This is a genomic window from Amycolatopsis ruanii, assembly GCF_003385175.1.
GTDB lineage: Bacteria > Actinomycetota > Actinomycetes > Mycobacteriales > Pseudonocardiaceae > Amycolatopsis_E > Amycolatopsis_E thermalba.
Map to the genome: position 1 here is coordinate 38913 of NZ_PQHY01000035.1, position 24033 is coordinate 62945.

General features: G+C 71.0%; 25 protein-coding genes. 17 read left to right on the plus strand and 8 right to left on the minus strand.

Translation table 11 applies throughout. The annotated features are described in order from the left end of the window. Positions 1 to 16 precede the first annotated feature (16 nt). Positions 17 to 703, minus strand: a complete 687-nt coding sequence (locus D0D28_RS19715) for a metal-dependent transcriptional regulator (RefSeq protein ID WP_094004440.1) — start codon at positions 701 to 703, stop codon at positions 17 to 19. A gap of 42 nt (positions 704 to 745) precedes the next feature. Then, positions 746 to 1189, minus strand: a complete 444-nt coding sequence (locus D0D28_RS19720) for a GNAT family N-acetyltransferase (protein ID WP_094004439.1) — start codon at positions 1187 to 1189, stop codon at positions 746 to 748. A 103-nt stretch (positions 1190 to 1292) separates the two neighbouring features. Between D0D28_RS19720 and D0D28_RS19725 the strand changes: the two genes are divergently transcribed. The 8 genes from D0D28_RS19725 to D0D28_RS19760 all read left to right on the plus strand — a co-directional run bounded on the left by D0D28_RS19725 (position 1293) and on the right by D0D28_RS19760 (position 8511). Next, on the plus strand, positions 1293 to 1694 hold the full coding sequence (locus tag D0D28_RS19725) for a hypothetical protein (RefSeq protein ID WP_116111559.1): 402 nt from the start codon (positions 1293 to 1295) through the stop codon (positions 1692 to 1694). A gap of 15 nt (positions 1695 to 1709) precedes the next feature. Continuing rightward, positions 1710 to 2318 carry a DUF3558 family protein gene (locus D0D28_RS19730; protein WP_116111560.1) on the plus strand — a complete coding sequence of 203 codons (609 nt, stop codon included), beginning with the start codon at positions 1710 to 1712 and terminating at the stop codon, positions 2316 to 2318. A gap of 128 nt (positions 2319 to 2446) precedes the next feature. Continuing rightward, positions 2447 to 3616: a hypothetical protein gene (locus D0D28_RS19735; RefSeq protein WP_240323272.1), complete on the plus strand. Its 1170-nt coding sequence runs from the start codon at positions 2447 to 2449 to the stop codon at positions 3614 to 3616. 4 nt (positions 3617 to 3620) lie between these two features. Further along, positions 3621 to 4367, plus strand: a complete 747-nt coding sequence (locus D0D28_RS19740; RefSeq protein WP_094004436.1) for an ESX secretion-associated protein EspG — start codon at positions 3621 to 3623, stop codon at positions 4365 to 4367. A 938-nt stretch (positions 4368 to 5305) separates the two neighbouring features. Beyond that, the gene (locus tag D0D28_RS19745) at positions 5306 to 6013 is read left to right on the plus strand and encodes an enoyl-CoA hydratase/isomerase family protein (protein ID WP_116111562.1); all 708 of its coding nucleotides are present in this window, start codon (positions 5306 to 5308) and stop codon (positions 6011 to 6013) included. Continuing rightward, on the plus strand, positions 6010 to 7497 hold the full coding sequence (locus D0D28_RS19750) for an AMP-binding protein (protein ID WP_116111563.1): 1488 nt from the start codon (positions 6010 to 6012) through the stop codon (positions 7495 to 7497). Before D0D28_RS19745 ends, D0D28_RS19750 begins: the two co-directional genes overlap by 4 nt. Beyond that, positions 7488 to 8138 (plus strand): TetR/AcrR family transcriptional regulator, encoded by a 651-nt coding sequence (locus D0D28_RS19755; RefSeq protein WP_116111564.1) that lies wholly within the window; start codon positions 7488 to 7490, stop codon positions 8136 to 8138. The genes D0D28_RS19750 and D0D28_RS19755 overlap by 10 nt, the downstream gene beginning before the upstream one ends. A 43-nt stretch (positions 8139 to 8181) precedes the next feature. Further along, positions 8182 to 8511 (plus strand): hypothetical protein, encoded by a 330-nt coding sequence (locus D0D28_RS19760; protein WP_026153533.1) that lies wholly within the window; start codon positions 8182 to 8184, stop codon positions 8509 to 8511. Positions 8512 to 8576: 65 nt separating this feature from the next. On the opposite strand, the gene D0D28_RS19765 is transcribed toward D0D28_RS19760, so the two are convergent. Together D0D28_RS19765 and D0D28_RS19770 are read right to left on the minus strand one after the other, a co-directional pair. Then, positions 8577 to 9746 (minus strand): acyl-CoA dehydrogenase family protein, encoded by a 1170-nt coding sequence (locus tag D0D28_RS19765; RefSeq protein WP_094004432.1) that lies wholly within the window; start codon positions 9744 to 9746, stop codon positions 8577 to 8579. Positions 9747 to 9779: 33 nt separating this feature from the next. Continuing rightward, positions 9780 to 10625, minus strand: a complete 846-nt coding sequence (locus tag D0D28_RS19770; RefSeq protein ID WP_116111565.1) for an alpha/beta fold hydrolase — start codon at positions 10623 to 10625, stop codon at positions 9780 to 9782. A 66-nt stretch (positions 10626 to 10691) separates the two neighbouring features. Between D0D28_RS19770 and D0D28_RS19775 the strand changes: the two genes are divergently transcribed. Further along, positions 10692 to 11384, plus strand: a complete 693-nt coding sequence (locus D0D28_RS19775) for a 4'-phosphopantetheinyl transferase family protein (RefSeq protein WP_094004430.1) — start codon at positions 10692 to 10694, stop codon at positions 11382 to 11384. A gap of 168 nt (positions 11385 to 11552) precedes the next feature. Here D0D28_RS19775 and D0D28_RS19780 read toward each other — a convergent pair whose 3' ends face one another. Both D0D28_RS19780 and mihF read right to left on the minus strand, forming a co-directional pair. Then, a complete protein-coding gene (locus tag D0D28_RS19780) occupies positions 11553 to 12680 on the minus strand; it encodes an isochorismate synthase (protein WP_116111566.1) in 1128 nt (375 codons plus the stop codon). Positions 12681 to 12762: 82 nt separating this feature from the next. After that, complete coding sequence (mihF, locus tag D0D28_RS19785; protein WP_026153534.1) at positions 12763 to 13074, minus strand: integration host factor, actinobacterial type; 312 nt, start codon at positions 13072 to 13074, stop codon at positions 12763 to 12765. Between the two features lie 260 nt (positions 13075 to 13334). On the opposite strand from mihF, the gene D0D28_RS19790 reads away from it, so the two are divergent. The 3 genes from D0D28_RS19790 (at position 13335) to D0D28_RS19800 (ending at position 17157) form a co-directional block, all read left to right on the plus strand. Further along, positions 13335 to 14957: a long-chain fatty acid--CoA ligase gene (locus D0D28_RS19790; protein ID WP_116111567.1), complete on the plus strand. Its 1623-nt coding sequence runs from the start codon at positions 13335 to 13337 to the stop codon at positions 14955 to 14957. A gap of 85 nt (positions 14958 to 15042) precedes the next feature. Then, positions 15043 to 16740, plus strand: coding sequence for a TIGR03767 family metallophosphoesterase (locus D0D28_RS19795; RefSeq protein WP_116111568.1), 1698 nt, complete (start codon positions 15043 to 15045; stop codon positions 16738 to 16740). A gap of 9 nt (positions 16741 to 16749) precedes the next feature. Then, positions 16750 to 17157 (plus strand): PaaI family thioesterase, encoded by a 408-nt coding sequence (locus tag D0D28_RS19800; protein WP_027933891.1) that lies wholly within the window; start codon positions 16750 to 16752, stop codon positions 17155 to 17157. Positions 17158 to 17164: 7 nt separating this feature from the next. Here D0D28_RS19800 and D0D28_RS19805 read toward each other — a convergent pair whose 3' ends face one another. Together D0D28_RS19805 and D0D28_RS19810 are read right to left on the minus strand one after the other, a co-directional pair. After that, complete coding sequence (locus D0D28_RS19805) at positions 17165 to 18268, minus strand: winged helix DNA-binding domain-containing protein (RefSeq protein WP_116111569.1); 1104 nt, start codon at positions 18266 to 18268, stop codon at positions 17165 to 17167. Continuing rightward, entirely contained in the window at positions 18265 to 19299 is a 1035-nt protein-coding gene (locus D0D28_RS19810; protein WP_205413308.1) for an MDR family NADP-dependent oxidoreductase, read from the minus strand. The genes D0D28_RS19805 and D0D28_RS19810 overlap by 4 nt, the downstream gene beginning before the upstream one ends. A gap of 68 nt (positions 19300 to 19367) precedes the next feature. On the opposite strand from D0D28_RS19810, the gene D0D28_RS19815 reads away from it, so the two are divergent. From D0D28_RS19815 to D0D28_RS35725, 5 genes are all read left to right on the plus strand, one after another. After that, positions 19368 to 20552 carry a peptidase C39 family protein gene (locus D0D28_RS19815; RefSeq protein WP_116111570.1) on the plus strand — a complete coding sequence of 395 codons (1185 nt, stop codon included), beginning with the start codon at positions 19368 to 19370 and terminating at the stop codon, positions 20550 to 20552. A gap of 218 nt (positions 20553 to 20770) precedes the next feature. Beyond that, positions 20771 to 21424, plus strand: coding sequence for a TetR/AcrR family transcriptional regulator (locus D0D28_RS19820; RefSeq protein ID WP_240323271.1), 654 nt, complete (start codon positions 20771 to 20773; stop codon positions 21422 to 21424). Between the two features lie 14 nt (positions 21425 to 21438). Further along, positions 21439 to 22347, plus strand: a complete 909-nt coding sequence (locus D0D28_RS19825) for an ABC transporter ATP-binding protein (RefSeq protein ID WP_094004424.1) — start codon at positions 21439 to 21441, stop codon at positions 22345 to 22347. After that, on the plus strand, positions 22344 to 23531 hold the full coding sequence (locus D0D28_RS19830; RefSeq protein WP_094004423.1) for an ABC transporter permease: 1188 nt from the start codon (positions 22344 to 22346) through the stop codon (positions 23529 to 23531). Before D0D28_RS19825 ends, D0D28_RS19830 begins: the two co-directional genes overlap by 4 nt. A gap of 321 nt (positions 23532 to 23852) precedes the next feature. Next, positions 23853 to 24033: transposase (locus D0D28_RS35725; RefSeq protein ID WP_162831123.1), on the plus strand; the 181-nt coding region annotated here is incomplete at its 3' end.

The window sequence follows — 24033 nt, forward strand, 5'->3', positions numbered from 1 at the left end:
CGGCCGAAGCGCAGCGTCAGAAGACGGCCACGCTCAAGGCCTGCGCGATCTCCTTGCCCAGAGCGTGCGTCGCCGCCCCGGCGCCCGACCCCACCTTCACCACCAGTGAACCGCCGAACGGCTGCCGCTCGACGACCTCGATCCGCTCCCCCAGCGCGATCGCGTGGTCGGCGAGGTAGCGCAGCATGTCGGGATCGGTGTCCCACACCCGCACGATCTGCCCGACCGCGCCCGGTTCCAGCTCGTCGAGCAGGCGGGTCGGCACCTCCTCGACGCTGCCGTCGGCCGCGGGGATGGGGTCGCCGTGCGGGTCGCGGACCGGGTTGCCGAGCTTGGCCGCGATGCGCTCGATGAGCCGGTCGGAGACCGCGTGCTCGAGCGCGTCGGCCTCGCCGTGGACCTCGTCCCAGGTGTAGCCCAGTTCCTGGACCAGGTAGGTCTCGATGAGCCGGTGCCGCCGCAGCACGCCCCGCGCGAGCCGGCGGCCCTCGGGGGTCAGCTCGATGCCGCGGTAGGGGACGTGCTCGACGAGGCCCTGCTGGGCGAGTTTGGTGACCATGCCGGACGCCGACGAGGGGCTCACCTCGAGGCGGCCGGCCAGGGTCGTGTTGGTGACGGCCTCACCGCGCTCGACCAGGCCGTAGATGACCCGGATGTAGTCCTCGATCGACGAGGAGGGCGAGCGGTGCGGACTGTCAGGCATGCTAATAACTCTACGTGCGGTCCCGGCGGGAGTCAGCCTTGCCTAACTTCCCGGTGACCAGCGGTAGCGGATCCAGCCGGGGACCGGTTGCGCGCCGAGCTGGGCGTAGAAGGCCGCTGCCCGCTCGTTGCCCTCCTGCATGTCCCACTCGACGCGCCCGTCGGTGCGCGCCCGCAGGGCGGTGAGCAGTTCGTTGCCGAGCCCGTGGCGCCGGTGTTCGGGGCGGATGTAGAGGTCGTCCAGCCAGATGCCCGGGCGGCCCTCCCAGGTGGAGAAGTTCCAGGAGCAGAAGGCCATCCCCGCGACGACGTGGTCACCCGGCGGCTCCGCGATGAGGACCCAGGCCTTGGGCTCCGGACCGAACAGGTGCTTGGTCATCTCGGCGCGGTCCAGGGCGAGGGAGTCGTTGCCCTCGTAGCGGGCGTGCTCCTCGATGAGCGCGCAGATCTCCTCGACGTCGCCGACCTCGGCTTCTCGTACGGCCATGTGACCCATGCTATGCGGGGATTACGCCCAACCGGAGGCGGTGCCTGATCCGGTCACGCTAGTCTCTGCTTGAACTGCGTTCCACACAGGGGGTAGGGGACAGATGACCGAGGGCAACGGGCAGGCCCCGATCGGGCCGACGGTGGGCGCGGGCCTGAGCGCCGCGGGAGGCGCCGGGTACCGCTTCGACCCCGACCAGATCGCCGCGCTGATCCCGAAGTGGGAGGAGTTCCGCGACGACATCTACCGTGACTACGTTCGGTTACAGACGGCCTGGTCCGACGCGACTGCACCCTCACCTGATCAGCCAGCGGTTCGCAATGCGACGCAGACACAGTCATCCATAAAAGCGGCTATGGACCACAACAGGGCGATGCTCACGTACGCCCAGACGTGGATCGATCACCTCAGGAAGGCGAACGGAACCTACGTCGAACAGGACCAGGAGGCCGGACGGGGTCTGTATGGTGACTCCAGCAACACTGATGGTCACGGTCTGTACTGAGAGGGAGAGCGCATCATGAGGCAACCGATCCGGACCGTGACAGCGGCTCTGGTCGCGCTGCTAGCTGCGGCGGCGTGCTCGCCATCCGGGGGAACCCCACAGAGCACGACGAATGGACCAGCGACCGGCGCGCCCACTCCATCTCAGGCCAATGGACGTGATGTGGCCCCTGCTGTCAATGCCCCACTTGATGCAACGGCCTTCGCTTCGAACGCATGCAAGAGCCTGACAAAACCGCAGACGGAGGAGCTGGGGATCTCCTCCCAGGGCGAGCAGATCGAGCCCAGGGACTGCAGCTGGAAGTTTGGCGCCACTCTCGACTGGGTGGTGCAACTCTTCTACACCACCGTCGAAGGCGGTTTGCAAAATGACTACAACAAGCACGCCGCTGGCGCCTACGACAACGGCGGGTATTTCGAGCCGACGACCATCACCGGCTACCCCGCTGTCTTCAGCAATCTCTCCGACTTCCGCGCCAGCGGAACCTGCGATTTGAATGTCGGGATCGGAGGCGACACCATCTTCCACGTGACCGTCACCGGCCCGGCTGGTAAAGACAATTGCAAAGCCGCCTCCACGGTGGCCGCGAACGTCATCGAGACCATCAAGACCGGGGGAGAATGATGACCGGAGCTGTCCTCGGGTCGGCCGCCTCTCTGGAGTCGATGAGCGGCCAACAGATTTACGACAACTTTCACAACGCTCCTGGTCCGGTCGGCCTGCAGAACGCCCAGCACAACGTTGGTGCTGTTATGAAGCAGTACGAGGTTCGCAGCAGGCAGATCACCTCGCTCATCGGTCTGATGGAAGAAGGCTGGACCGGCAACGGCGCTGATGCGGCAAAGCACAGTGTCTCCGCGTTGGCTACTGCTCATTCGGGTGCTGCTGCGGCCATGAAGACGGCCAATGACCTCATCGAAAGCCAGAGTCAGGCATTCTTCGACACCAAGAACAAGGTCGTCCCCGTTCCCGAGGTTCCGGAGGCTCCTCCGGCGCTCAAGGAGATCATCGGCGACACGAGCAGCGGCTGGAGCCAGATGGCGAAGGTCGCGGCGGCCAATGCGGCTGCCAAGCAGAACGTCGAGGCCATGCAGGTCTGGTCGACGACCTCCGGTGACAACGGTGCCCGGATGCCGACCACCTACGGCACCCTCGACGCCGGCGTGCTCGGCGTCTCCCAGGGCGCCCAGCCCGGCGGCAGCGTCGACATCCAGAACAAGCCGACCAGTGACGGGCCGAGCTTCGGGGGCGCTGGGGGTGCCTCCCGAGGCGGCGGTGGCGTCACCGGCGGCACCTCGTCCCTGTCGGGGCCCTACCAGGCCCCCACCGGGCAAATCCCCGCCGACGGGCGCACCGTCGCCTCCGACGCGGCTTACGCGCCGCCCGCCGCGGCGTCCTACAACCCGCCCCAACAAGGCGGGTACGGCAGCAACAGTTACGGCACGCCCGGCGGCGGCGCGTACGGCGTGCCCGGCTACGGCAGCACCACCGGATACCGCGGCGCCAACCCGGCCGGCGGGCGGTTCGGGACGGGCACCGGCGCCGGGGCGGGCCGTGGCGGCGGCGTCGGCTCCGGCCGGGGCTTCGGTGCGGGTGGAGCGGGCCGTGGCGCGGGCTTCGGTCCCGGCAGCGGGAGCAACCCGCTCAGCGAGGGCAAGCGCTTCGGCGCCGGGAACCCCGCCGCGGCGGGCGAGTCGTTCGCTCGCGGGGGCGGTGGCGCGTCGGGGCGGGCCGGCGCTGCCGGGAGTCCGGGTGCGATGGGCGCCGGCGCGGGCAACCGGGGCAGGGGCGAGGACGACGACGAGCACCAGCGGAAGTACATCGTGGACGAGGACGAGCACTTCCAGCTCACCGCGGAGGGCGAGAAGGCCGTCGACCCGATCACGGGCATGACCGTCTCCCCGCCGGTCCTCGGCCAGTAGCGCCATGTGGTTCGCCGAACCGGAACGGTTCCCGGTCGACCTCCTCGCGGCCATGGTCGCCAAGGTCACCGGCGCCGAACTGCACCTCGCGCTCGCACCGCAGGCCGTGTGGCGCCCCGACGACGCCCGGCTCGCCTTCGACCGCACCGTCGAGGCCGCCCTCGCGCGCTACCACGTGCCCACCCGCGACGAGCCGACGTTCGCCGACCTCGCACGCCTGCTCACCACCCCCGCGGAGGCCCGGTTCGGGTGGCTGTCGGACACGACGACCGGGGTGAACGTCTCCACGCTCGTCGCCGCCGACCAGCGGTTCGGGGTTGTCGCCGTGCGGGAGGGACAGGAGATTTCGGTCCGGACCTTCCAGCGCGACCGGCTCAGCAAGGTGCTCGCCGACGTCCTCCCGCAGGGCGTACGCAAGTCCCCGGAGCCGTCGCTGACCGTGCTGCGCAGCGAAGTCCGGGGCGCGCGACAGGCGGAGATGAACGGCACGCGCCCCAGCCGCGCGGTGATGCGCGCGGACTACCTGGCGTCTCTCGAGCCGTACTTCATCGCCGAGCTGCACGCCGAGGTCCGCGACCACAGCGGCCAGCCGCGGCACCCGCGCTTCCCGCTGCGGGTGTACGACAACGCCGAGGGCCGCTGGACCGTCCTCACCAAGCCGCACTACGACGACCAGCTGCTCCACTTCGCGCCCGCCACGGCCGCCGACGTGGCCGACCGGCTGGACGACCTGCGCCGCGAGCTGACCTGACGGGACGCCCCTCGGCACTCGCGATCGCGCGAGTGGCGCTTTCGTGACGCCGCGAGAGGCACAGTCGCGTAGGACCGAGCCCGAGTGGGGCGGTGCGGCGGTCGTACCGGGTCGCGGCGGCGCGAGTGGTGCTTTTCGTAGCGCCACGAGAGGCACAGTCGCGTAGGACCGAGCCCGAGTGGGGCGGTGCGGCGTGCGGCGGTGCGGCGGTCGTACCGGGTCGCGGTGGCGCGAGTAGCGCTTTTCGTGGCAGCGCGAGAGGCACAGTCACGCAAGTGCCCGGACCGAGGTGGGGATCGAGGCTGCCGTGATGGCAGTCGCAACGGCACGAGGGGCACTCTCGTGCCGTTGCGAGAAGCACACTCGCGCAGTGTCGGCTCCCAGGGGTGTTTGAGGCAGCCGTTGCGACAGTCGCCATGGCGCGAGTGGCACGTTCGTGCCGGGCGAGAGGCACAGTCGCGCAAGCCCCGGGCCCACGCGGAGGCCGAGGCGGTAGATGCACCAGTCGCAGCGGCACGAGAGACACTCTCGCGCCATGCGAGAGGCACTGTCGCGCAGGCGGCGGTGACCGGGGGGCGGTCGTGCAGCAGCCGCAGCGGCACGAGTGGCACGTTCGTGCGGAGCGAGAGGCACACCCGCGCCGGTGCCGTCTCCCAGAGGGGATCGAGGCGGCCGCTGCGCCAGTCGCCATGGCGCGAGTGGCCCTTTCGTGCCGCGTGAGAGGCACCGTCGCGCAGGTGACGGGCCAGGCGGGGACCCGGAGGGGCCTGCAGCAGTCGCAGCCGCATGAGGGGCGCCTGCGGCAGTCGCAGCCGCATAAGGGGCGATCTCGCGCGGTACGAGCGGCACCCTCGTCGAGGGCCAGGCCCGGGTGGAGATCGAGCCGGTAGACGCGGCAGTCCTAGCCGATCGATCGATCGGTCGGCTACTCTCCTTCCATGACCTCGGTGGACCTCGAGATCGACGACGGTGTCGCGCGCATTTGGCTCAATCGGCCGGAGCGTCTCAACGCCGTCGCGCCCGTGCTTGTCGACGACCTGCTCTCCGCGCTGGATCGGGTGGGCGATGCGAAAGCCGTCATCCTCGCCGGGCGGGGGCGGGCCTTCTGCGCGGGCCACGACCTGAAGGAAACGCCCGCCGGGGACTCCCGTGCGCGCATCGAACGCCTGCAGGACGTCACGCGCCGCCTGCGGAGCATTCCCCAACCGGTCATCGCGGCCGTGCACGGGTACGCCATCGGCGCTGGGGCGGAGTTCGCGCTCGGGTGTGATCTCGTTCTCGCCGCTGAGGACGCCGTCTTCGCGTTTCCCGAGGCCGGCCTCGGGCTCAGCGTCACCGGCGCCGCGTCCCGCCTGCTGCCCCTCATCGTCGGGCCGCTCAAGGCGAAGGAACTCCTCCTCCTCGGCGAGCGCGTCGACGCCCGCACCGCCCACGCGCTCGGCCTCGTCAACGCCGTCGTCCCCGACGTGCACGCCACCGCGCTCGACTGGGCCCGCCGCATCCCCGCCCACCCGGCCACCACCCTCGCCAAGCGCGCCCTCGACGCGGGCATCGACAGCGCCCTCGAACAGGCCCTCGAACTCGAGGTCAGCCACGCCCTGATCACCGAGCACCTCCCCGAGAACGCCCTCGGCAGCCGCGCATGATTCCGGATGACCTTGTGGCCCTCACCCGTCGTGCGGCGCGGTTGTGGCCCGGCCGCACCGCGTGGCTCTTCGACGAAACCGCCACCAGCCTCACCTTCGCCGACATCGACCGTGAGACCGACCGTCTCGCCGGAAGTCTCCACGCTCTCGGCATCGAACCGGGCGACCGAGTCGCCGTCATGCTGCGCAACGAGCCTGCCTTTCCCCTGCTCTGGCTCGCGCTCGCCAAGTGCGGGGCGGTCCTCGTCCCCGTCAACACCAACTACCGCAAGCTCGACGGCGCCCACGTCATCCGCCACTCCGGCGCCCGCCTCGCCATCGCCGCGCCCGAATTCACCGACCTGCTCACCCGCATCGGCATCCCCACCCGGACCCCGGACGACCTGCCCGCCGGCCCACCACCCGAACACCACCCGGCCGCCGAAGCACCCACCAACATCCAGTACACCTCCGGCACCACCGGCGCCCCCAAGGGCTGCGTCCTGCCCCACCGCTACTGGACCACCCTCGCCCGCAGCCTCGTCGACGACTTCCCCCACCTCACCGGCCAGGACACGATCCTCACCGCCCAGCCGTTCCACTACATCGATCCACAGTGGAACGTCGCGGCCGGGCTCGCCGCGGGCGCGAAGCTCGTCGTGCTCGACCGCTTCCACCCCACGACCTTCTGGCCCAAGGTCCGCGAGCACGGCGTCACCTGGTTCTACTGCCTCGGCCTCATGCCGACGCTCCTGCTCCGCCAGCCCCCACACCCCGACGACACCCGACACGCCGTCCGCTCGGTCATGGCCTCCGCCATCCCCCGCGACCTGCACGCCGACCTGGAGGCCAGGTGGGGCGTCCCCTGGTACGAGGCGTTCGGCATGACCGAAACGGGCGGCGACATCCGCGACCGCCCGGAGGACCACCGGCCCGGCAGCGGCTGCATCGGCCGCCCCATCCGGGAACGCGAGGCGATGATCGCCGACGAGGACGGCAACCCGGTGCCCCGCGGCGGCACCGGTGAACTGCTCATCCGCGGCGTCGGCCTCATGCACGGCTACCACGACGACCCCGAAGCGACCGCGCGGGCGTTCCGGGGCGGCTGGTTCCACACCGGCGACCTGGCCACAATGGACACCGAGGGCCGCATCCACTACGTCGGCCGCACGAAGGACATGATCCGCCGCAGCGGCGAGAACATCTCGGCCGACGAGGTCGAACGCGCCCTCCGGCAGCACCCCGCCGTCGAGCTGGCGGCCGTCATCGCCGTGCCCGACGACCTGCGCGGGGAAGAGGTCAAAGCCTTCATCGTGCCGGCCGCGGACACCACCCCGGACGAGCTGGCCGAGTTCTGCGCCACCCAGCTCGCCTACTTCAAGGTCCCGCGCTACTGGTCCCTCACCACCGACCTGCCGCGCACCCCGTCGGAGCGCATCGCGAAGGGCAAGCTCGCCGCCCTGGACACCCCGACCTACGACCGGGTGGCGCAGACGTGGCTCTGACCACCGAGCAACGCGTCCACCGCGCCGCGGTCAAGCTGTTCGCCGCCAAGGGGTTCCACGGCACCGGCATCCGCGACCTGGCCCAGGCCGCGGGGATCTCCAGCGCCAGCCTCTACCACTACATGGGCACCAAGGAGGACCTGCTCGTCGGCATCATGCGGGAGTGCCTCGACCGGCTCCTGCTGGCCGCGCGTCAGACGCTGGACACCATGGACGAGCCAGCCGACCCCGCCGACGCGCTGTCCGCCCTGGTCACGCTGCACGTCATGGCCCACGCCGCCCAGCCCGACGAGACCCGGGTGGTGGACAACGAGGTCAGCGCCCTGTCCCGGCCCGCGCGGCGGTGGATCGTCGGCCTGCGGGACGAGTACGAGGACATCTGGGCCACCACCATCGCCAAGGGCGTCGCGGCCGGCGTGTTCGACGCCCCGGAACCGGCCGTGACCAGGCTCGCCCTGCTGGAGATGTGCACCGGAGTCGCCCGCTGGTACTCACCGCGTGGTCCACTGCCGCTGGACCGCCTCGCCGCCCGATACGCCCAGCTCGCGCTGCGCATGCTGGGCAGCCCGTCACCCCCGGGTGGGAAGGCCGCCGAACGGGCCCGCGAGGTCGCCGCCCAGGTGTGGCGCATACGGCCCTAGCTGGGGTCTTGCCGACTCGGCCGGGCTGAGGGACCCTCGAAGGGTGACTGAGCGAACGATCCAACTGGAATTGGATGAGCAGGGTCTCGCACTGGGCCTCCCTGCCCCGTCCCACCCTCAGGATCATGTACACGATGTGCCCTACCGCCCCGTCCAGTTCCGTGACGACGACCTGCCCACCGCGCTCGAGCGCTGTGCGCACTGGCTCAGGTCGGCACAGGAGTGGCTGGGCGAGCCGGTGGATGTGGTCTCCATCCACCTCGACTACGACGACCGCGAAGGCGCGCCGTACTACGACCTGAAACTCCTCTGCAACGAGGAGGACCTGGCCGGGGCGCCGCGCGCACTGCGGGACGCCGCCAACGAATCCTGAGGTAGTTGTCAGATCCCTCGGGGCCGCCTCCGGACAAGTTCCGGGGGCGGTCCTGAGGGTTGTTCTCAGCCCAGCGCGCCGCTGATCTTGACGTGGCCCTTCAACAGGTTGCGGGCGATGGTGCGGCGCTGGATCTCGTCGGTGCCCTCGTAGATGCGCAGCAGCCGCAGCTCGCGGTACCACCGCTCGATCGGCAGCTCTCGCGTGTAACCCATGCCACCGTGGATCTGCAGGACGCGGTCCACGATCTCGTTGGCCTTGATGCCGCCGTACAGCTTCGCGATCGACTGCGCGTGGCGGGAGTCCATTCCGGAATCGACCTGCCAGGCCGCGTGCAGCACCAGCCAGCGCAGCGCTTCCAGCTCCACGCCGGAGTCGGCGATCATCCACTGGATCGCCTGCCGGGTCGCGATCGGCGCCCCGAACGTCTCGCGCGTGTTGGCGTGCTCGATCGCCATCGAGATCAGCCGCTCGCAGGACCCGATCGCGCGGGCCGGCAGCAGGTAGCGGCCGCGGCCGATCCACTGCATCGCCAGCGCGAAGCCCTGGCCCACCTCGCCGAGGATCTGGCTCTCCGGCACCCGCACGTCGTCGAACACCAGCGACGCCGGGCCCCACTCGCCCATGGTGTCGATCGGCTCGGACTTCCAGCCCATGTCGCGGTCGACCAGGAAGCAGGTGACGCCGCCGTTGGCGCCCTTCTCCGGGTCGGTGACCGCGAACACCATCACGAAGTCGGCCTCGTTGCCGCCGGTGATGAACGTCTTCTCGCCGTTGATGATCCAGTCCGCGCCGTCCTTGCGGGCCGAGGTGCGGATGTTCTTCGCGTCCGACCCGGCGCCCGGTTCGGTGATCGCGAAGCACGACTTGCGGTCGCCGGCGATCGTCGGGAGCAGGTAGCGCTCCTTCTGCTCGTCGTTGGCGTGGAACAGGATGTTGTCCGCCGCGCCGCCGAAGCGGAAGGGCACGAAGGTGCGGCCCAGTTCGGCCTCCAGGAGCGCGGTCATCACGGCCGACAGGCCCATGCCGCCGTACTCCTCGGGGGTCTGCACGCCCCAGAAGCCGGACTCCTTCGCCTTGAGCTGAAGCGCGGTCAGCTCGTCCGAGGTGAGGCCGGGTTCGCCACGGCGTTCGCGGCGCAGCACCTCCTGTTCGAGCGGCATCAGCTCACGCTGCACGAACGTGCGCACCCAGTCGCGCACTTCCCGCTCTTCGGTGCTCAAGCTGAAGTCCATCGTCGGCCCTCCTACTAAGCGCTTGCTTACCTGTCAGGCTAGCGCACGCCGCTCGTCACCGGAATGGAGTTCGGTGAGGAACCCTCGCAGCACGGCGGTGACCTTGGCCGGTCGTTCGACCGGCGGGAGGTGACCGGCGTCCGGCAGGTCGAGCCGCCGTGCCCCGGTGATACCCGCGCTGAGCAGGGCAGATACCTCCTGGATCTCCGGCACGTCGAGGAGACCGTTGACCACCAGCGTGGGTGCCACCACCTCACCCAGCCGGCCGGTGGGGCCCGGTTCCAAATGACGTTCGGTCCGCTGCGGCCCGGTCCAGGTCCGCCGGAAGACGCCGCGGAGCATGTCGAGGACGAGTTCGGACGGTTCCGGCACCAGGAACCGCGCCTGGGCCACCGCCATCGCCTCGACGTCGGCCGGGTCGGGCTCCCGGGTCCGCGCCGCGTAGGCGCGCAGCCGCTCGGCCGGGACCGCGCTGTGCACCTCGCGCGCCGCGCGGGCGCGCATCGACTCCGGCCACTCGCGCCCGGACAGGCCCGAGCAGATCAGCACCAGCCCGCTGACCCGGCCCGGGGCCGCGAGTGCGGCTTCGAGCGCGTACGACCCGCCCATCGAACAACCGACCAGGGTCGCCCGGTCGATGTCGAGCGCGTCCATCAGCCCGAGGAGGTCCGCGTAGTGGCGGTACTCGCCGGCCGCGTCCCCGGACCCGCCGAAGCCGCGCTGGTCGTAGCGGATCACGCGGTACTGGCCGGCGAGCCCGTCGAACTGGTCGTCCCACATGCGCCGGTCGCCCGCGCCCGCGTGCACGAAGATCACGGCCGGGCCGACGCCGGCCTCGTCGTAGGCCAGGTCGGCCCCGTTGACGTGAACCAGGTTCATGACGGCCAACGTAGGCGGATCATCCGCTGCTCGCGCCCGTGTTCGCGCACCGCGTAGGTTGGGGGCGTGATCGAGTGTGCGGTGTGGTGGGCGGTTCCGCTGCCGAACGACCCCGGGTACCTCGGCCTGCTGGACGACGTGGAACGCGGCCGCCACCGCGCCTACCGGCAGGAGATCGACCAGCGGCGGTTCCTCACCGGGCGGGCGCTGGCCAAGACCGTCGCCGCGGAGCTGCTCGGCCGCGCCCCCGCCGAGGTGACGTTCGACGCCACCTGCGACGACTGCGGCAAGCCCCACGGCAGGCCGCGCGTGCCCGGCGCCGGGTTCGACCTGTCCATCTCGCACTCCGGCGAGCGGATCGGGGTCGCGGTGACCAGCGGTGTACCGGTCGGCCTCGACGTCGAGACCGCGACTCGCCGGGCGGACGACTCGCTGATCGCCTACGCGCTGAACGAGACCGAGCAGGCGGCACTGGACGGCCTGACCGACGCGGAGCGGGTGGCCGCGTTCTTCCGGTACTGGACCGGCAAGGAGGCGCTGATGAAGGCCACCGGGCGGGGGCTGCGGATCCCGTTGCGGAGCATCACGCTGGCCGGCCCGGACGAGCCGCCCCGCCTGGTCGCCTCGGCCGACCCCGCGCTGGATCCGGTGCGCACGCGTCTGCACGACCTGGACCCCGGCGAGGGCTACCGCGCGGCGATCGCCGTGCTGGCGGACGAGGACCTGAAGGTCACCGAGCGCTGGTGGGCGCCTACCTAGAGGACTGACCGCCGGCCGGCAACGGCAGGCAACCCGCCTCCCGAGCCACCCCTCTCCCGCAACCCGATCCCCAGCCAAATCGGTTGCTGAGCCACCGGGTCAAGGCACGCTTTCCCGCCTTGACGCGGTGTCTCGGCAACCGAACACTGAGAGATCGGGTTCGGGAGGTCACAGCTCCAACCCCATAGCCCGCAGCAGCGTCTGGAACTTCGCGGACGTCTCGTCCAGCTCGGCCTTCGGATCGGAGGCCGGCACGATTCCCCCGCCCGCGTACAACCGCAGGCGCGACGCGGACACCTCGGCACACCGGATGGACACCGCCCACTCGCCGTCACCCCGGGCGTCCATCCACCCGATGGTCCCGGCGTAGTACCCGCGGTCGAACGGCTCCAGCACGATCCCCAGCTGCCGCGCGTCCTCGGTGGGCGAGCCGCAGATCGCCGGTGTCGGGTGCAGCGCGCCGGCCAGGTGCAGCGCCGTGACGTCCGGGTCGGCCAGCTCCCCGGTCACCATCGTGCTCAGGTGCCACATCGTCGGCGTGGACACCAGCGACGGCGTCCGCGGCACGTGCAGGTCGCGGCAGAACGGCCGCAGCGTCTCGACGATCGCCTCGGTGAGGACCTCGTGCTCGATATGGTCCTTGCGCGAGGACGCCAGCCGTTCGGCGTTGTCCCGGTCGGTGACCGGGTCGGCCGAACGCGGCGCGGAACCGGCGTGCGGGTGCGACACGACCCGCCGTCCGCTGCGGGACAGCAGCAGCTCCGGCGTCGCGCCGATGAGCGACCGCGACCCGGGCAGGGCCGCGGCGAACGTGTAGCCGTGCGGGTTGTCCTTGACCAGGTTGTGCAGCACGGCCTTGACCGGCACCTCGCCCGGGAACTCCAGGTCGAGGGCACGCGCGAGCACGACCTTGCGCATGCCGCGCTCGGCCAGCACCCGCACGGCCCGCGCGACCGCCTCCGCGTGGGCGACCGGTTCGGGCACGGCGTGGATGGCGTCCGGACCGTCGACGGTCAGGCGGGGCAGGCCGGCGGCGGCGGGGTGCGCGGGAGCGGCCACGTAGGCCGTTTCCGGCACGACGAGGTGCCCGGGCGTCGCGGTGGTGTCGAAGGGCAGGACACCGACCGCGAGCGCCCCCGGGGTCCCGGCCAGGGCGGCCGGGACCGCGTCACCGAGTGCCGACACGTCGGTGTCGGTGAAGGTCAGCCGAGAGCCGGACCCGAAGATCGTGTGCCGTGAGGTGGCGAAGAAGAAGTCGCCTGGCGTGTATTCCTCGAGCGTCTCTGCGGCATCCACACCCCCATTGTGCTCCCGCTCCGGCGGCGGCGAGCGAAACTGTCACGGGCGCAACAGTTCGCCGCCGACCTGCGGAAACGCGTTACTTGAGGGCGTCGATCAGTGCCGCGCGCTGGCGCTCGCCGAGGCCGCCGGCCCGCCGGTCCGGGTCGATCCCGGCCTTCTCCAGCAGCGCGGCCACCTTGACGGCACCGAGCCCGGGAACCGCCTTCAGCAGCTGGGTGACCTTGGTCTTGCCGATCGTCTTGTCGTCCTTGGCCTTCGACAGCACCGTGTCGATGGACTGCTGACCGGACTTGATCGACGCGAGCAGCTCGGAGCGAGCCTTCCGGGCCTCGGCCGCCTTGGCCAGGGCCTCCGCACGCTGCTCCGGGGTCAACGTGGGCAGAGCCAACGTAGTAGTCCTTCCGTGTGTCGGATATCCGCTCTCGCGGCGACGGCTGGCACCCAGCGAGGTGCTTGCTCACGCAAGCGCTGGCCAGGCCGTCTGGTCCACGCGCCCAGTAAACGCCACCTGGGCCGATGCCGCGACACCGACACGCGAGGAAACCCCCGGTCGGGGCGGGGGCGGCCGGTTCTGGCGACGGGCGGTGTCTTCCACTTAGAGTGACCGCAGACACGTTCATCGCCGAACTTCACCGCGCGGGAGTGCCCATGCTGAGCACGATGCAGGACGGACAGCTTTCCCTTGCCAACCTGCTGGAACACGGAAGCCGGGTGCACGCCACCAGTCAGGTGACGACCTGGACCGACCAGGGTCCCCGCCGCGAGACGTACGCGGATCTGGGCCGTAACGCGGCGCGACTGGCGAACGCGCTCCGTAGTCTGGGGATCACCGGCGACCAGCGCGTCGGCACGTTCATGTGGAACAACGCCGAGCACCTGGCGGCCTACTTCGCGATCCCCGCGATGGGCGCGGTGCTGCACACCCTCAACATCCGGCTGTTCCCCGAGCAGCTGACGTTCGTCGCCAACCACGCCGAGGACCAGGTCGTGCTGGTCGACGGCTCGCTGGTGCCGCTGCTGGCCAAGCAGCTGCCGGAGCTGAAGACGGTCCGGCACGTCATCGTGGCCAACGGCGACCCGGCGACGCTCCAGGCGCCGTCCGGGGTCGAGGTGCACTCCTACGACGCGCTGCTGGCCGCCCAGCCGGACACCTTCGACTGGCCGGAGATCGACGAGCGCTCGGCGGCCGCGATGTGCTACACGTCGGGCACGACCGGTGAGCCCAAGGGCGTCGTCTACTCGCACCGCTCGATCTGGCTGCACTCGATGCAGGTCTGCATGACCGACAGCATGCAGCTCTCGCCCGCCGACCGGGCCCTGGTCATCGTGCCGATGTTCCACGCCATGTCCTGGGGCATGCCGTACGCGGCGATGATGGTCGGCGCGTCGCTGATCATGCCGGACCGCTTCCTGCAGCCGAAGCCGCTCGCGCAGATCCTGGCCTCGGAGAAGCCGACGTTCGCCGGTGCGGTCCCGACGATCTGGCAGGGCCTGCTGCAGCAGCTCGAAGCCGAGCCGCAGGACATCTCGCACCTGCGCGAGGTGGTGGTCGGCGACTCGGCCTGCCCGCCGGCGCTGATGCACACCTTCGAGGAGCGCTACGGCGTGCCGATCCTGCACGCGTGGGGCATGACCGAGACGTCCCCGCTGGGCAGCGTGGCCCGCCCGCCCGCCGGCGCGACCGGTGAGCAGGCGTGGCAGTACCGGTACACGCAGGGCCGGTTCCCGGCGTCGGTGCGCGCCCGGCTCATCGACGACGACGGCAACGTGCTGCCGTGGGACAACGAGTCCGTCGGTGAGCTGGAGGTCGCCGGCCCGTGGATCGCGGGCGCCTACCACGGCGGCGCGGACCCGGAGAAGTTCCACGACGGCTGGCTGCGCACCGGTGACGTGGGCAAGATCAGCCCGGACGGCTACCTGACGCTGACCGACCGCGCGAAGGACGTCATCAAGTCCGGCGGCGAGTGGATCTCCTCGGTCGACCTGGAGAACACCGTGATGAGCCACCCGGCGGTCGCCGAGGCCGCGGTGATCGGCGTGCCGGACGAGAAGTGGGACGAGCGGCCGCTGGTGGCGGTCGTGGTCCGGGAGGGCCAGAGCGTGACCGCGGAGGAGCTGCGCGAGTTCCTGTCCGACAAGGTCGCGAAGTGGCAGCTGCCGGAGCACTGGACGTTCATCGACGAGGTGCCCAAGACCAGCGTCGGCAAGTTCGACAAGAAACGGCTGCGCGCCTTCCACTCGCAAGGCAAACTCGACGTGACGCACTTCTGATGTTCGCCCGGAGGCCATCCGCGTCGGCTTCGATGCGGATGGCCTTCGCACACCTGGGGGATGCATGGGAATCAGCAGGCGGCAGATGCTGGCGGCCACGGGCGCGCCGGGGCTCGGGCTGGTCGTCGCGGCACCGTCGGCGCAGGCGCTCGACCGGGCGCTGCGGGAGAGCACCCGGCGCGCGATCGGCACGGCGGGCACCACGCTGGACAGCGTCGCGACCCCGGTCGACGGCGCCGCTGCCTACACGCGGCTGACCGGCGGGCCGGGCTGGCCGCTGGTCGTGCGCGAGGACCTGGTGGCCGGGACGGCGGGCCGCGACGACCGGCGCGTCGCGCTCACCTCGTTCGTCCAGTTCACCGATCTGCACATCACCGACTCCGAGTCGCCGGCGCGGTTCGAGTACCTGCACCCGCTGATCGGCTCGGCCCACCGTCCACAGGAGACACTGGGCTCCGTGGCCACCGCGGCCTTGGTGGACCGGGTGAACAGCCTGCGGCGCGGCCCGTTCACCGGGCGGCCGTTCGACTTCGTGATGACCACCGGCGACAACACCGACAACCACGAGCACCTGGAGCTGGACTGGTTCCTCGGCGTGCTCAACGGTGGCGAGGTCACCCCGAACTCCGGCGACCCGGAGCGGTACGAGGGCGTGCAGGCCTCCGGGGACCCGCTGTACTGGAACCCGGACCGTCGGCTCGACGGCGACTGGTCGGCGTTCCCGGTGCTCCCCGGCGTCCTCACCGCCGGCACCCGCACGTTCACCTCCGCCGGCCTGGACGTGCCGTGGTACTGCACGTTCGGCAACCACGACGACAGCATCGTGGGCAGCCTGCCGGACCTGCCCGGGATGGCGCACTGGTACACCGGCCGCTACAAGGTCGTCGGCAAGGACTCGGGCACCGCGCAGAAGCTGGCGCGGGCCATCCGCACGCCGGGCGCGAGCGTGCCGGTCACCGAGCTGTTCGGCGGCAGCGGCACGATCCGCGAGATCACGCCCGACGAGCGCCGCAGGCCGTTCACCACGGCCGAGTTCGTGCAGGCGCACCTCGATCCGGCCCACACCGGTCCCGGCCCGGAGGGCCACGGCTTCACCGGCGGCAACGCCGACGGCATCGACGTCTACTACACGTTCCGCATCGCGCCGGGGATCACCGGCATCAGCCTGGACACCACCACGCTCGCCGGGTTCGCCGACGGCTCGATCGGGCTCGGGCAGTACCGGTGGGTCGAGCAGACGCTCAAGCGGGGCAGCTCGGTGTACTACGACGTCTGGGGCAACCGGGTCACCCGCTCGGTCACCGACGAGCTGTTCATCCTGTTCAGCCACCACACGTCGGACACGATGGGCAACGTCCTGCCCGACGCGCGCCACCCGCTGGAGCCGCGCCTGACCGGGGACGCGTTCGTCGCGCTCCTGCACCGGTTCCCGAACGTGCTGGCGTGGGTCAACGGGCACACGCACGAAAACCGCATCACGCCGCGCCCCGGCGCGACCCCGGCGCAGGGGTTCTGGGAGATCAACACCGCGTCGCACATCGACTTCCCGCAGCACGCGCGCGTGATCGAGGTGGCCGACAACGCCGACGGCACGTTGTCGCTGTTCACCACGCTGATCGAGGCGCAGGCGCCGTACGCGGCGGACTACGGCGACACCTCGCCGGCCGCGCTGGCGTCGCTGTACCGGGAGCTGTCGTTCAACGACCTGCACGCCGACCCGGCCCGCACCGGCGCGGCCGCCGACCACAACACGGAGTTGTTACTGGTCCACCCGTTGCGGTAGGAACGGATCATGACTCAGCTCGACGAGGCCGGGACGGCGTTGTTCCACCAGTCGATGCCGTTCTCCGAGCGGCTCGGCATCGAGGTGCTGGAGCACTCGAAGGACGTCGTCCGGGCGCGGCTGGCGTGGGACGCGACCCTGTGCACGATCGGTGGCGTGCTGCACGGCGGCGCGTTGATGGCGCTGGCCGACTCGACCGGTGCGGTGTGCGCGTTCCTCAACCTGCCCGAGGGCGCGCAGGGCACGTCGACGATCGAGTCGAAGACGAACTTCCTGCGCGGGGTGCGCGAGGGGCACGTGACCGCGACGGCCCGGCCGCTGCACGCCGGGCGCAAGGTGGTCGTGGTGGAGACCGAACTGCACGACGACGCCGGCAAGCTCGTCGCGAAGGTGACGCAGAGCCAGTCCGTCCTCTAGCGACGCCTCATGACCGGGCGGTGGCAGGGTCGCCGTAGGACACGTCCCCGCCGCCCACGAAGGGCAGCAGCCGCTCGGCTTCCTGCTCCAGAGCCGCCCGATCGGCTGCGCGCAGCGGGCGGAACGGGGTGAGCCACAGCGTTCCCGCGTCGAGGGACCAGGTTCCGCGCACCCGGCCGTCCACCAGGATGGTGGGCCGCACCCGCGCCTGGCCGGGCATCACCCGCTTGCGGTCCTCGTCGCTGATGACCCGGGTCCGGTCGGCGTGGCCGAGCAGGGCGTTGTCGAAGGCGGGCAGCAGCCGCACCGGAGCGGGTGTTTCGGGGTCGGGCAGCTCGGCGTCGGCCAGATCGAGCAGTTCCCCGCCGTCGGGGCCGGAGTAGCGGCGCAGTTCGGCGCGCATCTCCGCGACGACCTCGGCCAGGCGGGTCAGTCCGCACCACGCCTGGACGTCCTTCACCCCGGCGGGGCCGAAGGCGGCCAGGTAGCGGCGGATCAGCTCCTTGGCGGCGGTCGCCGTTGCCGCCATCGGCTGTCCCAGCCAGGCCTCGGCTGGCGTGACCGAGACCCCCGACCGGTTGCCCCAGGAACCCCACGCGCCGGTGGCCACGCCGTGGACCAGAGGAGTGCGCAACTCCAGCTCCCCGGCCAGGTTCCGGCCGTCGCGCCCCGGATGGCGTTCGGCCGGCCGCCGGGCCAGCTCCTTGCGCGACAGCGTTCCTCCCGCGAGCAGTTCGAGTCCCTCGGCCACCAGGGACGCGGGGTCCGGGCCGGTGCCGTTCCGGCTGAAGTGGGGCGAGCCGGCCGTGCGATCGAGCACGGGCTGCAGCAGCGGCCGCAGCCGACGGAAGTCGTCGGCCGCGGCGAGGTGCTGGGTGCTGCGGAGCAGAGCGGAGCGGACCACCTGCCGGTCCGCCGGCAGCGCGGTGAGCTGGGACTGCGTGAAGGCGTGGATCCTGCTCCACAACCCGACATAGGCCCAGTTGGGCTCCTGCGCCTGCACCGCGACCAGGTGCCGGATCACCTCCAGCGGGGTGCGATCGGTGCGCCGCAACAGGAACTGGCGGTCCATCAGCGCCCGGTTCAGAGCCCGGAGGGAGAGTGTGGTCACGACAGCCGCACCGAGACGTTGCCCCGGTAGGAACCCCGCAGCAGGGCGAGGAACGCCTGCGGCCCGTCCTCGATCCCACCCTCGACCACGGTCTGCGGGTAGACGAAGCGGCCCTCGCCCAGCCAGCTGCTGAAGTGCTCACGCCAGGCCGCGATCTGCTCCGGCGTGTGGTAGCAGGAGAACGGCAGCAGCTCGACGCCCCTGGCCCCGGCCGCCGCGCGATCGGGCGCCGGACAGCGCTGCGCCGCGTCCCCGAGCTGGCTGGACAGCGAGCCGCAGAGGGCGAATCGCGCGCCAGGCCGGGCCACCTGCAGCGCGCCCTGGTACTGCTCGCCGCCCACGACGTCGAAGAAGGCCGAGATGCCCTCGGGCGCCAGCTCCCGCAGCCGGTCGGCCGCGGAGCCGTCGTGGTAATCGAAGGCGGCGTCGAATCCGAGCTCGTCGACCAGGTAGTCGACCTTCGCCGGGCTGCCCGCGCTGCCGATCACCCGCGCCGCGCCGAGGCACTTGGCGATCTGCCCCGCCAGCGAGCCGGCCCCGCCCGCCGCACCGGAGACGAACACCACGTCGCCTTCGCCGACGGCCGCCACCTCGGCCATCCCGTAGTAGGCGGTCGGTCCCTGGCCGAGGTGGTAGCCGGGGTCGGCGAAGAGGTCCCGATCGAGCTTGACGTACGAGCCGGCCGGGCCTGCCGAGTACTCGCTCCAGCCGGTCATCGACTGGACCAGGTCGCCGGCCTCGAGTTCGGGGCTGTCCGACCGGACCACGGTGCCGATGGCAGCCACCCCGACCCGCTGCCCCGGCTGCCAGGCCGGGACCGGGAGGGTGCAGTCGGCGCGCACCAGGACCTCGCCGTCCACCTCGGCCGTGGCGACGGTGAAGTGGCCGAGCCCGGGGGCGCCGGTGACCTGGGCGGTCAGCTGGATCTCACGGGCGCGATCATGTTCTGTCCTCGTCTCGCGGGTGGCCGCCGAGATCGACCCTAGAAAGGCTTCCGGCCAGTTTTTGACCGGAACTCGCCGGCCGCGCACTTCACCCGGGCGCACCTCATGGTTGGCAACTGGTTTACACCACCGCCGCGGCGGGTGAGAATTTGCGGATGACCCGCGCTCTGCTCGCCGTGCTGGCCGCCGCCATGATGGCGACCGTGACCGTGCAACCCGCGTCCGCCTCCCCCGGCCGCACCGGCGACGAGGCGATCGACTACCACTCATGGGCGCCGGCCGGTCCGTTCGCGCCCGCCGGTGTCGAGTCCTACGCGGGCCGGGACTACGAGCGGTCGCAGTGGACCTCGCCGTTCCACGCACCCGGCTTCGACGCCACCGAACTGATCGCGTCGTGGAACGCCCGGACTCCGCCGCGGACGTGGATCCAGGTCGAGGCGCAGGCGCGGACCGCGACCGGCGAGGAGACCGCGTGGTACGTGATGGGCCGCTGGGCGAGCGGGGACGAGGACATCGAGCGGACGAGCGTCGAGGGCCAGGACGACGCGCACGCGCGGGTCTCGGTCGACACGCTCGTGATGAAACCCGGCGTGTTGCTGCGCTCGTACCGGCTGCGGGTCTCGCTCTACCGCGTCCCGGGCACGCGCGCGACGGCTTCGGTCAGCGCGGTGGGCGCGATGACGTCGAACGTGCCGGACCGGTTCGAGGTGCCGGTTTCCCGACCGGGCAAGGCATCCGGCATCGAGCTACCCGTGCCCGCGTACGCGCAGAACATCCACAAGGGACACTTCCCGGAGTACGGCGGCGGCGGGGAGAGCTGGTGCAGCCCGACGTCCACCGAAATGGTCGTCGAGTACTGGGGCCGCCGCCCACGCGAAGAGGACATGACCTGGATCCCCGCGGACTACCCGGACCGGACGGTCGACTACGCGGCCCGCTACACCTACGACCACACCTACGAGGGCACCGGGAACTGGCCGTTCAACACCGCCTACGCCGCCACCTTCGGCCTGCGCGGGCACGTCACCCGGCTGCACTCGCTGACCGAGCTGGAGGACTACATCGCCCGCGGCATCCCGGTCATCACGTCGCAGTCCTTCCTGGCGGACGAACTCGACGGCGCGGGCTACGGCACCGCCGGGCACATCATGGTGGTCATCGGGTTCACCGAGAACGGCGACGTCATCGCCAACGACCCGGCCGCGAACACCAACGACAACGTGCGCACCATCTATCCGCGGGCCCAGTTCGAGAACATCTGGCAGCGCACCAAACGGCACACCGCCGACGGTTCGGTCGCGAGCGGTCCGGGCGGCGTCGTCTACCTGATCACGCCCTGACCGCGCCGACGGGGACATCGAGGCCAGAGCGCTTACTGGTAACTGGTGAACCCGTTCGGGTCACGGCGGTCGCCTCCTGCGCGATCGTCTAATATCGCCCGCCTACAAAAGACACCGCGCCTCACGCCGGATTTCCCGATACTCTCGGTACCGGTGGGGGCAGACTAACCACGAGGCATGGTGGTCAACAATGGCGGCAACGGGCTGCAGTGCGACCCATGGACGATGAGAGTCGCGCTGTGATCGGCGAGGCCCGGCCCCCCAGCGCGCTCGCGAACGCCCGCGGACGTCCCACGGCGGCACGCGTGTCCGACGACGTCCTGCTCGACGCCGCGCGCCGGTGCGTCCTCGCCTCCGGGCTGCGGCGCACCACGCTGGCCGAGATCGCGCGGACCGCGAAGGTCAGCCGGATGACGCTCTACCGGCGCTTCCCCGACGTGCACAGCGTGCTGTCGGCGCTGATGACCCGCGAGTTCGGCGCGCTGCTGCACCAGGCGACGGTGAGCGGGGCCGACGCGCCGACCGCCCGCGCGCGCCTGGTGCGCAGCTCGGTGGTCGCGGTGCGGCTGCTCAACGCCGACCCGCTGATGCGCACGATCCTCGACGTGGACACCGCACTGGTCGTGCCCTACATGCTGGAACGGCTCGGCGGCACCCAGCGGCTCGGCGAGAAGTTCATCGTCGCGCTGCTGGAGGCCGGGCACCGGGACGGCTCGATCCGGCGCGGATCCACGGCCGTGCAGGCGCGGTCGGTGCTGCTCGTGGTGCAGTCGTTCGTGCTGTCGCTGCGGCCGGCCACCGCGGACGTCGCGGCCGAGGCGCTGCTCGGCGAACTGGCCCACCACCTCAACGCGGCCCTGCGGCCGCTGTGACCCCGAGGACGTCCTTGCCCGCACCAGCCCTGACCATCGACCGGCTGTCCAAACGCTACGGACCCGTGGTGGCCCTCGACGACATCTCCTTCGAGGTCGGACCGGGTGAGCTGTTCGGGTTCGTCGGCAGCAACGGCGCCGGCAAGACCACGACGATGCGCATCGTGCTGGGCGTGCTCGCGGCGGACCGCGGCGAGGTGCGGTTCGGCGGTGACCCGGTCACGCTCGCCACCCGGACGCGGATCGGGTACATGCCCGAGGAACGCGGCCTGTACCCGAAGATGCGCGTGCTCGACCAGCTGGTGTACCTCGCCGAGCTGCACGGGCTGGACAACACGCGGGCGCACCAGGCGGCCGAGGGGTGGATCGAGCGGCTGGGGCTGCGTGAGCGGCGCCGGGACGAGGTGCAGAAGCTCAGCCTCGGCAACCAGCAGCGCGTGCAGCTCGCCGCCGCGCTCGTGCACGATCCGGCGCTGCTGGTGCTGGACGAGCCGTTCTCCGGGCTGGACCCGATCGCGGTCGACGTGATGAGCGAGGTGCTGCGGGAGAAGGCGGCGACCGGCGTGCCGGTGGTGTTCTCCAGCCACCAGCTGGATCTGGTCGAGCGGTTGTGCGACCGCGTCGGGATCATCCAAAACGGACGGATGGTCGCGTGCGGGACGGTGGCGGAGCTGACCTCCGCAGCCGGGTCGCGGCTGGTGGTGTCCGCGCCGGAGGCCGCTCCGGGCTGGGCCAAGGAGCTGGCCGGGGTCCGGGTGGTGGCCGAGGAGCCGGGCCGGACCGTGCTGGAGCTGGATCCGGGGGTGGACGACCAGCACGTGCTGTCGGCCGCGCTGGCGACCGGGGCGGTGCGAGAATTCCGGTGGCGGCGGCCGAGCCTGGCCGAGCTGTTCCGGAACGTGGTCACGGGGAGCGGAGAATGACGGTCTCGCCCATCAAGGGTGTGTTCCTGGTCGCGCGGCGGGAGCTCAACACGCGCCTGCGCACGCGGTCGTTCGTCGTCGGGACCGTGGTGATCCTGCTGGTGCTGGCCGGGTACCTGCTGCTGCAGGCGACGCTGATCAAGGACGCGGACACCTCGAAGGTCGGGCTGACCGGGCAGACCACGGGCATCGCGGCGCAGCTGCGGGAGGCGGCCGAAGCGGCCGGCTCGCACGTCGAGACGGTGCTGGTGGCGAGCCCGGAACAGGGCGAGCAGCAGGTGCGCGACGGTGATCTGGACGCGCTGGTCTCCGGCAGCGCCGCCGACCTGCGGGTGGTGGTGGAATCGGAGCTGGACCAGCGGCTGCGGGCCGTGCTGAACGGGATCGCGCAGCAGCAGGTGCTGGACGCGAAGCTGCTGGAGGCCGACCTCGACCCGGCGCAGGTGATGCGGGAGGTGGGGCAGGCGCAGGTCCAGTTGACCGAGCTGGAACCCCGCGACGCGGACGCCGGCCAGCGGCTCGCGGTCGGGCTGGTGATCGTGTTCCTCATGTTCTTCGCGATCCAGGCCTACGGCGGCATGGTCGCGCAGGGCGTGGTCGAGGAAAAGGCGAGCCGGGTCGTGGAGATCCTCCTGTCCACGCTGCGGCCGTGGCAGCTGATGCTGGGGAAGGTGATCGGGCTCGGGCTGGTCGGGTTGGTGCAGTTGCTGATCCTGGCGGTGGCCGGACTGGCGATGACGGTCGGCAGCGGCGTGCTGACGCTGGGCGGAGTCGCGATCGGCACGGTCGCCTGGGGCTTGCTGTGGTACCTGCTGGGGTTCTTCCTGTACGCGACGGTCTACGCGGCGGCCGGTTCGCTGGTGTCGCGGCAGGAGGACACGGCGTCGGTGGTGACGCCGGTGAGCATGACGCTGATGGTGGGCTTCGTGGCGGGGTTCAACGTGCTGATCCAGGACCCGGATTCCACTGGTGCCCAGGTGCTGTCGCTGATCCCGGTGTTCTCACCGATCCTCATGCCGGGCCGGATCGCCGCCGGGGTGGCCGCGACGTGGGAGGTGGCGGTGGCGCTCGTGCTGACCGTGCTGTTCGGGGCGCTGCTGACCTGGGTGAGCGGCCGGGTGTACCGGAACGCGGTGCTGCAGACGGGAAGCCGGGTAAGGCTACGGGCAGCACTGCGGCTGTAGGAAGACCGGCGGCGGGCCTGCATGACCGGCGGCCGGGAACGCAAGCGGGCTGGTAATCAGCCTGACCGCGCGGCAGCCCTGCACAACCGCCGCCCGGCAACGCGACAGCACCGAGCACCCCCGGGGCCGCGCGGCAGCCCTGCACAACCGCCGGCCGGCAACGCAACAGCACCGACTACCCCAACCAGACCTCCCCCGCCCCCGATCCACAGCCCGCTTTTGGTCGCCGATCAGGCGTGTCAAGGTACTCTTTTGATGTGCTCCGAGGTCTCCGGACACGTCTTCCAAGTAGACTGGCGGAGGAGCCCGGAGGAGTGTTTCATGGCAAGGAGACCGAGAAAGTACTCGCCGGAATTGAAGGCTGAGGTCGTCAAAGCGGTACTCGAGGGCGGGCTGAGCTATACCGAAGCGGCGCGCGATTTTGATTTGGTCGCGCAGACGGTGCATAACTGGGTGACGGCCGAGAAAAAGAAGAGAGCTGAAGAGTCGCCGACCGCGACGC

What these genes read in the sequence shown, in the direction of transcription:
- D0D28_RS19715 (WP_094004440.1), bottom strand. Translation starts at nt 703, where the DNA reads ATGCCTGACAGTCCGCACCGCTCGCCCTCCTCGTCGATCGAGGACTAC.
- D0D28_RS19720 (WP_094004439.1), bottom strand. Translation starts at nt 1,189, where the DNA reads ATGGCCGTACGAGAAGCCGAGGTCGGCGACGTCGAGGAGATCTGCGCG.
- D0D28_RS19725 (WP_116111559.1), top strand. Translation starts at nt 1,293, where the DNA reads ATGACCGAGGGCAACGGGCAGGCCCCGATCGGGCCGACGGTGGGCGCG.
- D0D28_RS19730 (WP_116111560.1), top strand. Translation starts at nt 1,710, where the DNA reads ATGAGGCAACCGATCCGGACCGTGACAGCGGCTCTGGTCGCGCTGCTA.
- D0D28_RS19735 (WP_240323272.1), top strand. Translation starts at nt 2,447, where the DNA reads ATGAAGCAGTACGAGGTTCGCAGCAGGCAGATCACCTCGCTCATCGGT.
- D0D28_RS19740 (WP_094004436.1), top strand. Translation starts at nt 3,621, where the DNA reads ATGTGGTTCGCCGAACCGGAACGGTTCCCGGTCGACCTCCTCGCGGCC.
- D0D28_RS19745 (WP_116111562.1), top strand. Translation starts at nt 5,306, where the DNA reads ATGACCTCGGTGGACCTCGAGATCGACGACGGTGTCGCGCGCATTTGG.
- D0D28_RS19750 (WP_116111563.1), top strand. Translation starts at nt 6,010, where the DNA reads ATGATTCCGGATGACCTTGTGGCCCTCACCCGTCGTGCGGCGCGGTTG.
- D0D28_RS19765 (WP_094004432.1), bottom strand. Translation starts at nt 9,746, where the DNA reads ATGGACTTCAGCTTGAGCACCGAAGAGCGGGAAGTGCGCGACTGGGTG.
- D0D28_RS19770 (WP_116111565.1), bottom strand. Translation starts at nt 10,625, where the DNA reads ATGAACCTGGTTCACGTCAACGGGGCCGACCTGGCCTACGACGAGGCC.
- D0D28_RS19790 (WP_116111567.1), top strand. Translation starts at nt 13,335, where the DNA reads ATGCTGAGCACGATGCAGGACGGACAGCTTTCCCTTGCCAACCTGCTG.
- D0D28_RS19795 (WP_116111568.1), top strand. Translation starts at nt 15,043, where the DNA reads ATGCTGGCGGCCACGGGCGCGCCGGGGCTCGGGCTGGTCGTCGCGGCA.
- D0D28_RS19800 (WP_027933891.1), top strand. Translation starts at nt 16,750, where the DNA reads ATGACTCAGCTCGACGAGGCCGGGACGGCGTTGTTCCACCAGTCGATG.
- D0D28_RS19815 (WP_116111570.1), top strand. Translation starts at nt 19,368, where the DNA reads ATGACCCGCGCTCTGCTCGCCGTGCTGGCCGCCGCCATGATGGCGACC.
- D0D28_RS19820 (WP_240323271.1), top strand. Translation starts at nt 20,771, where the DNA reads ATGGACGATGAGAGTCGCGCTGTGATCGGCGAGGCCCGGCCCCCCAGC.
- D0D28_RS19830 (WP_094004423.1), top strand. Translation starts at nt 22,344, where the DNA reads ATGACGGTCTCGCCCATCAAGGGTGTGTTCCTGGTCGCGCGGCGGGAG.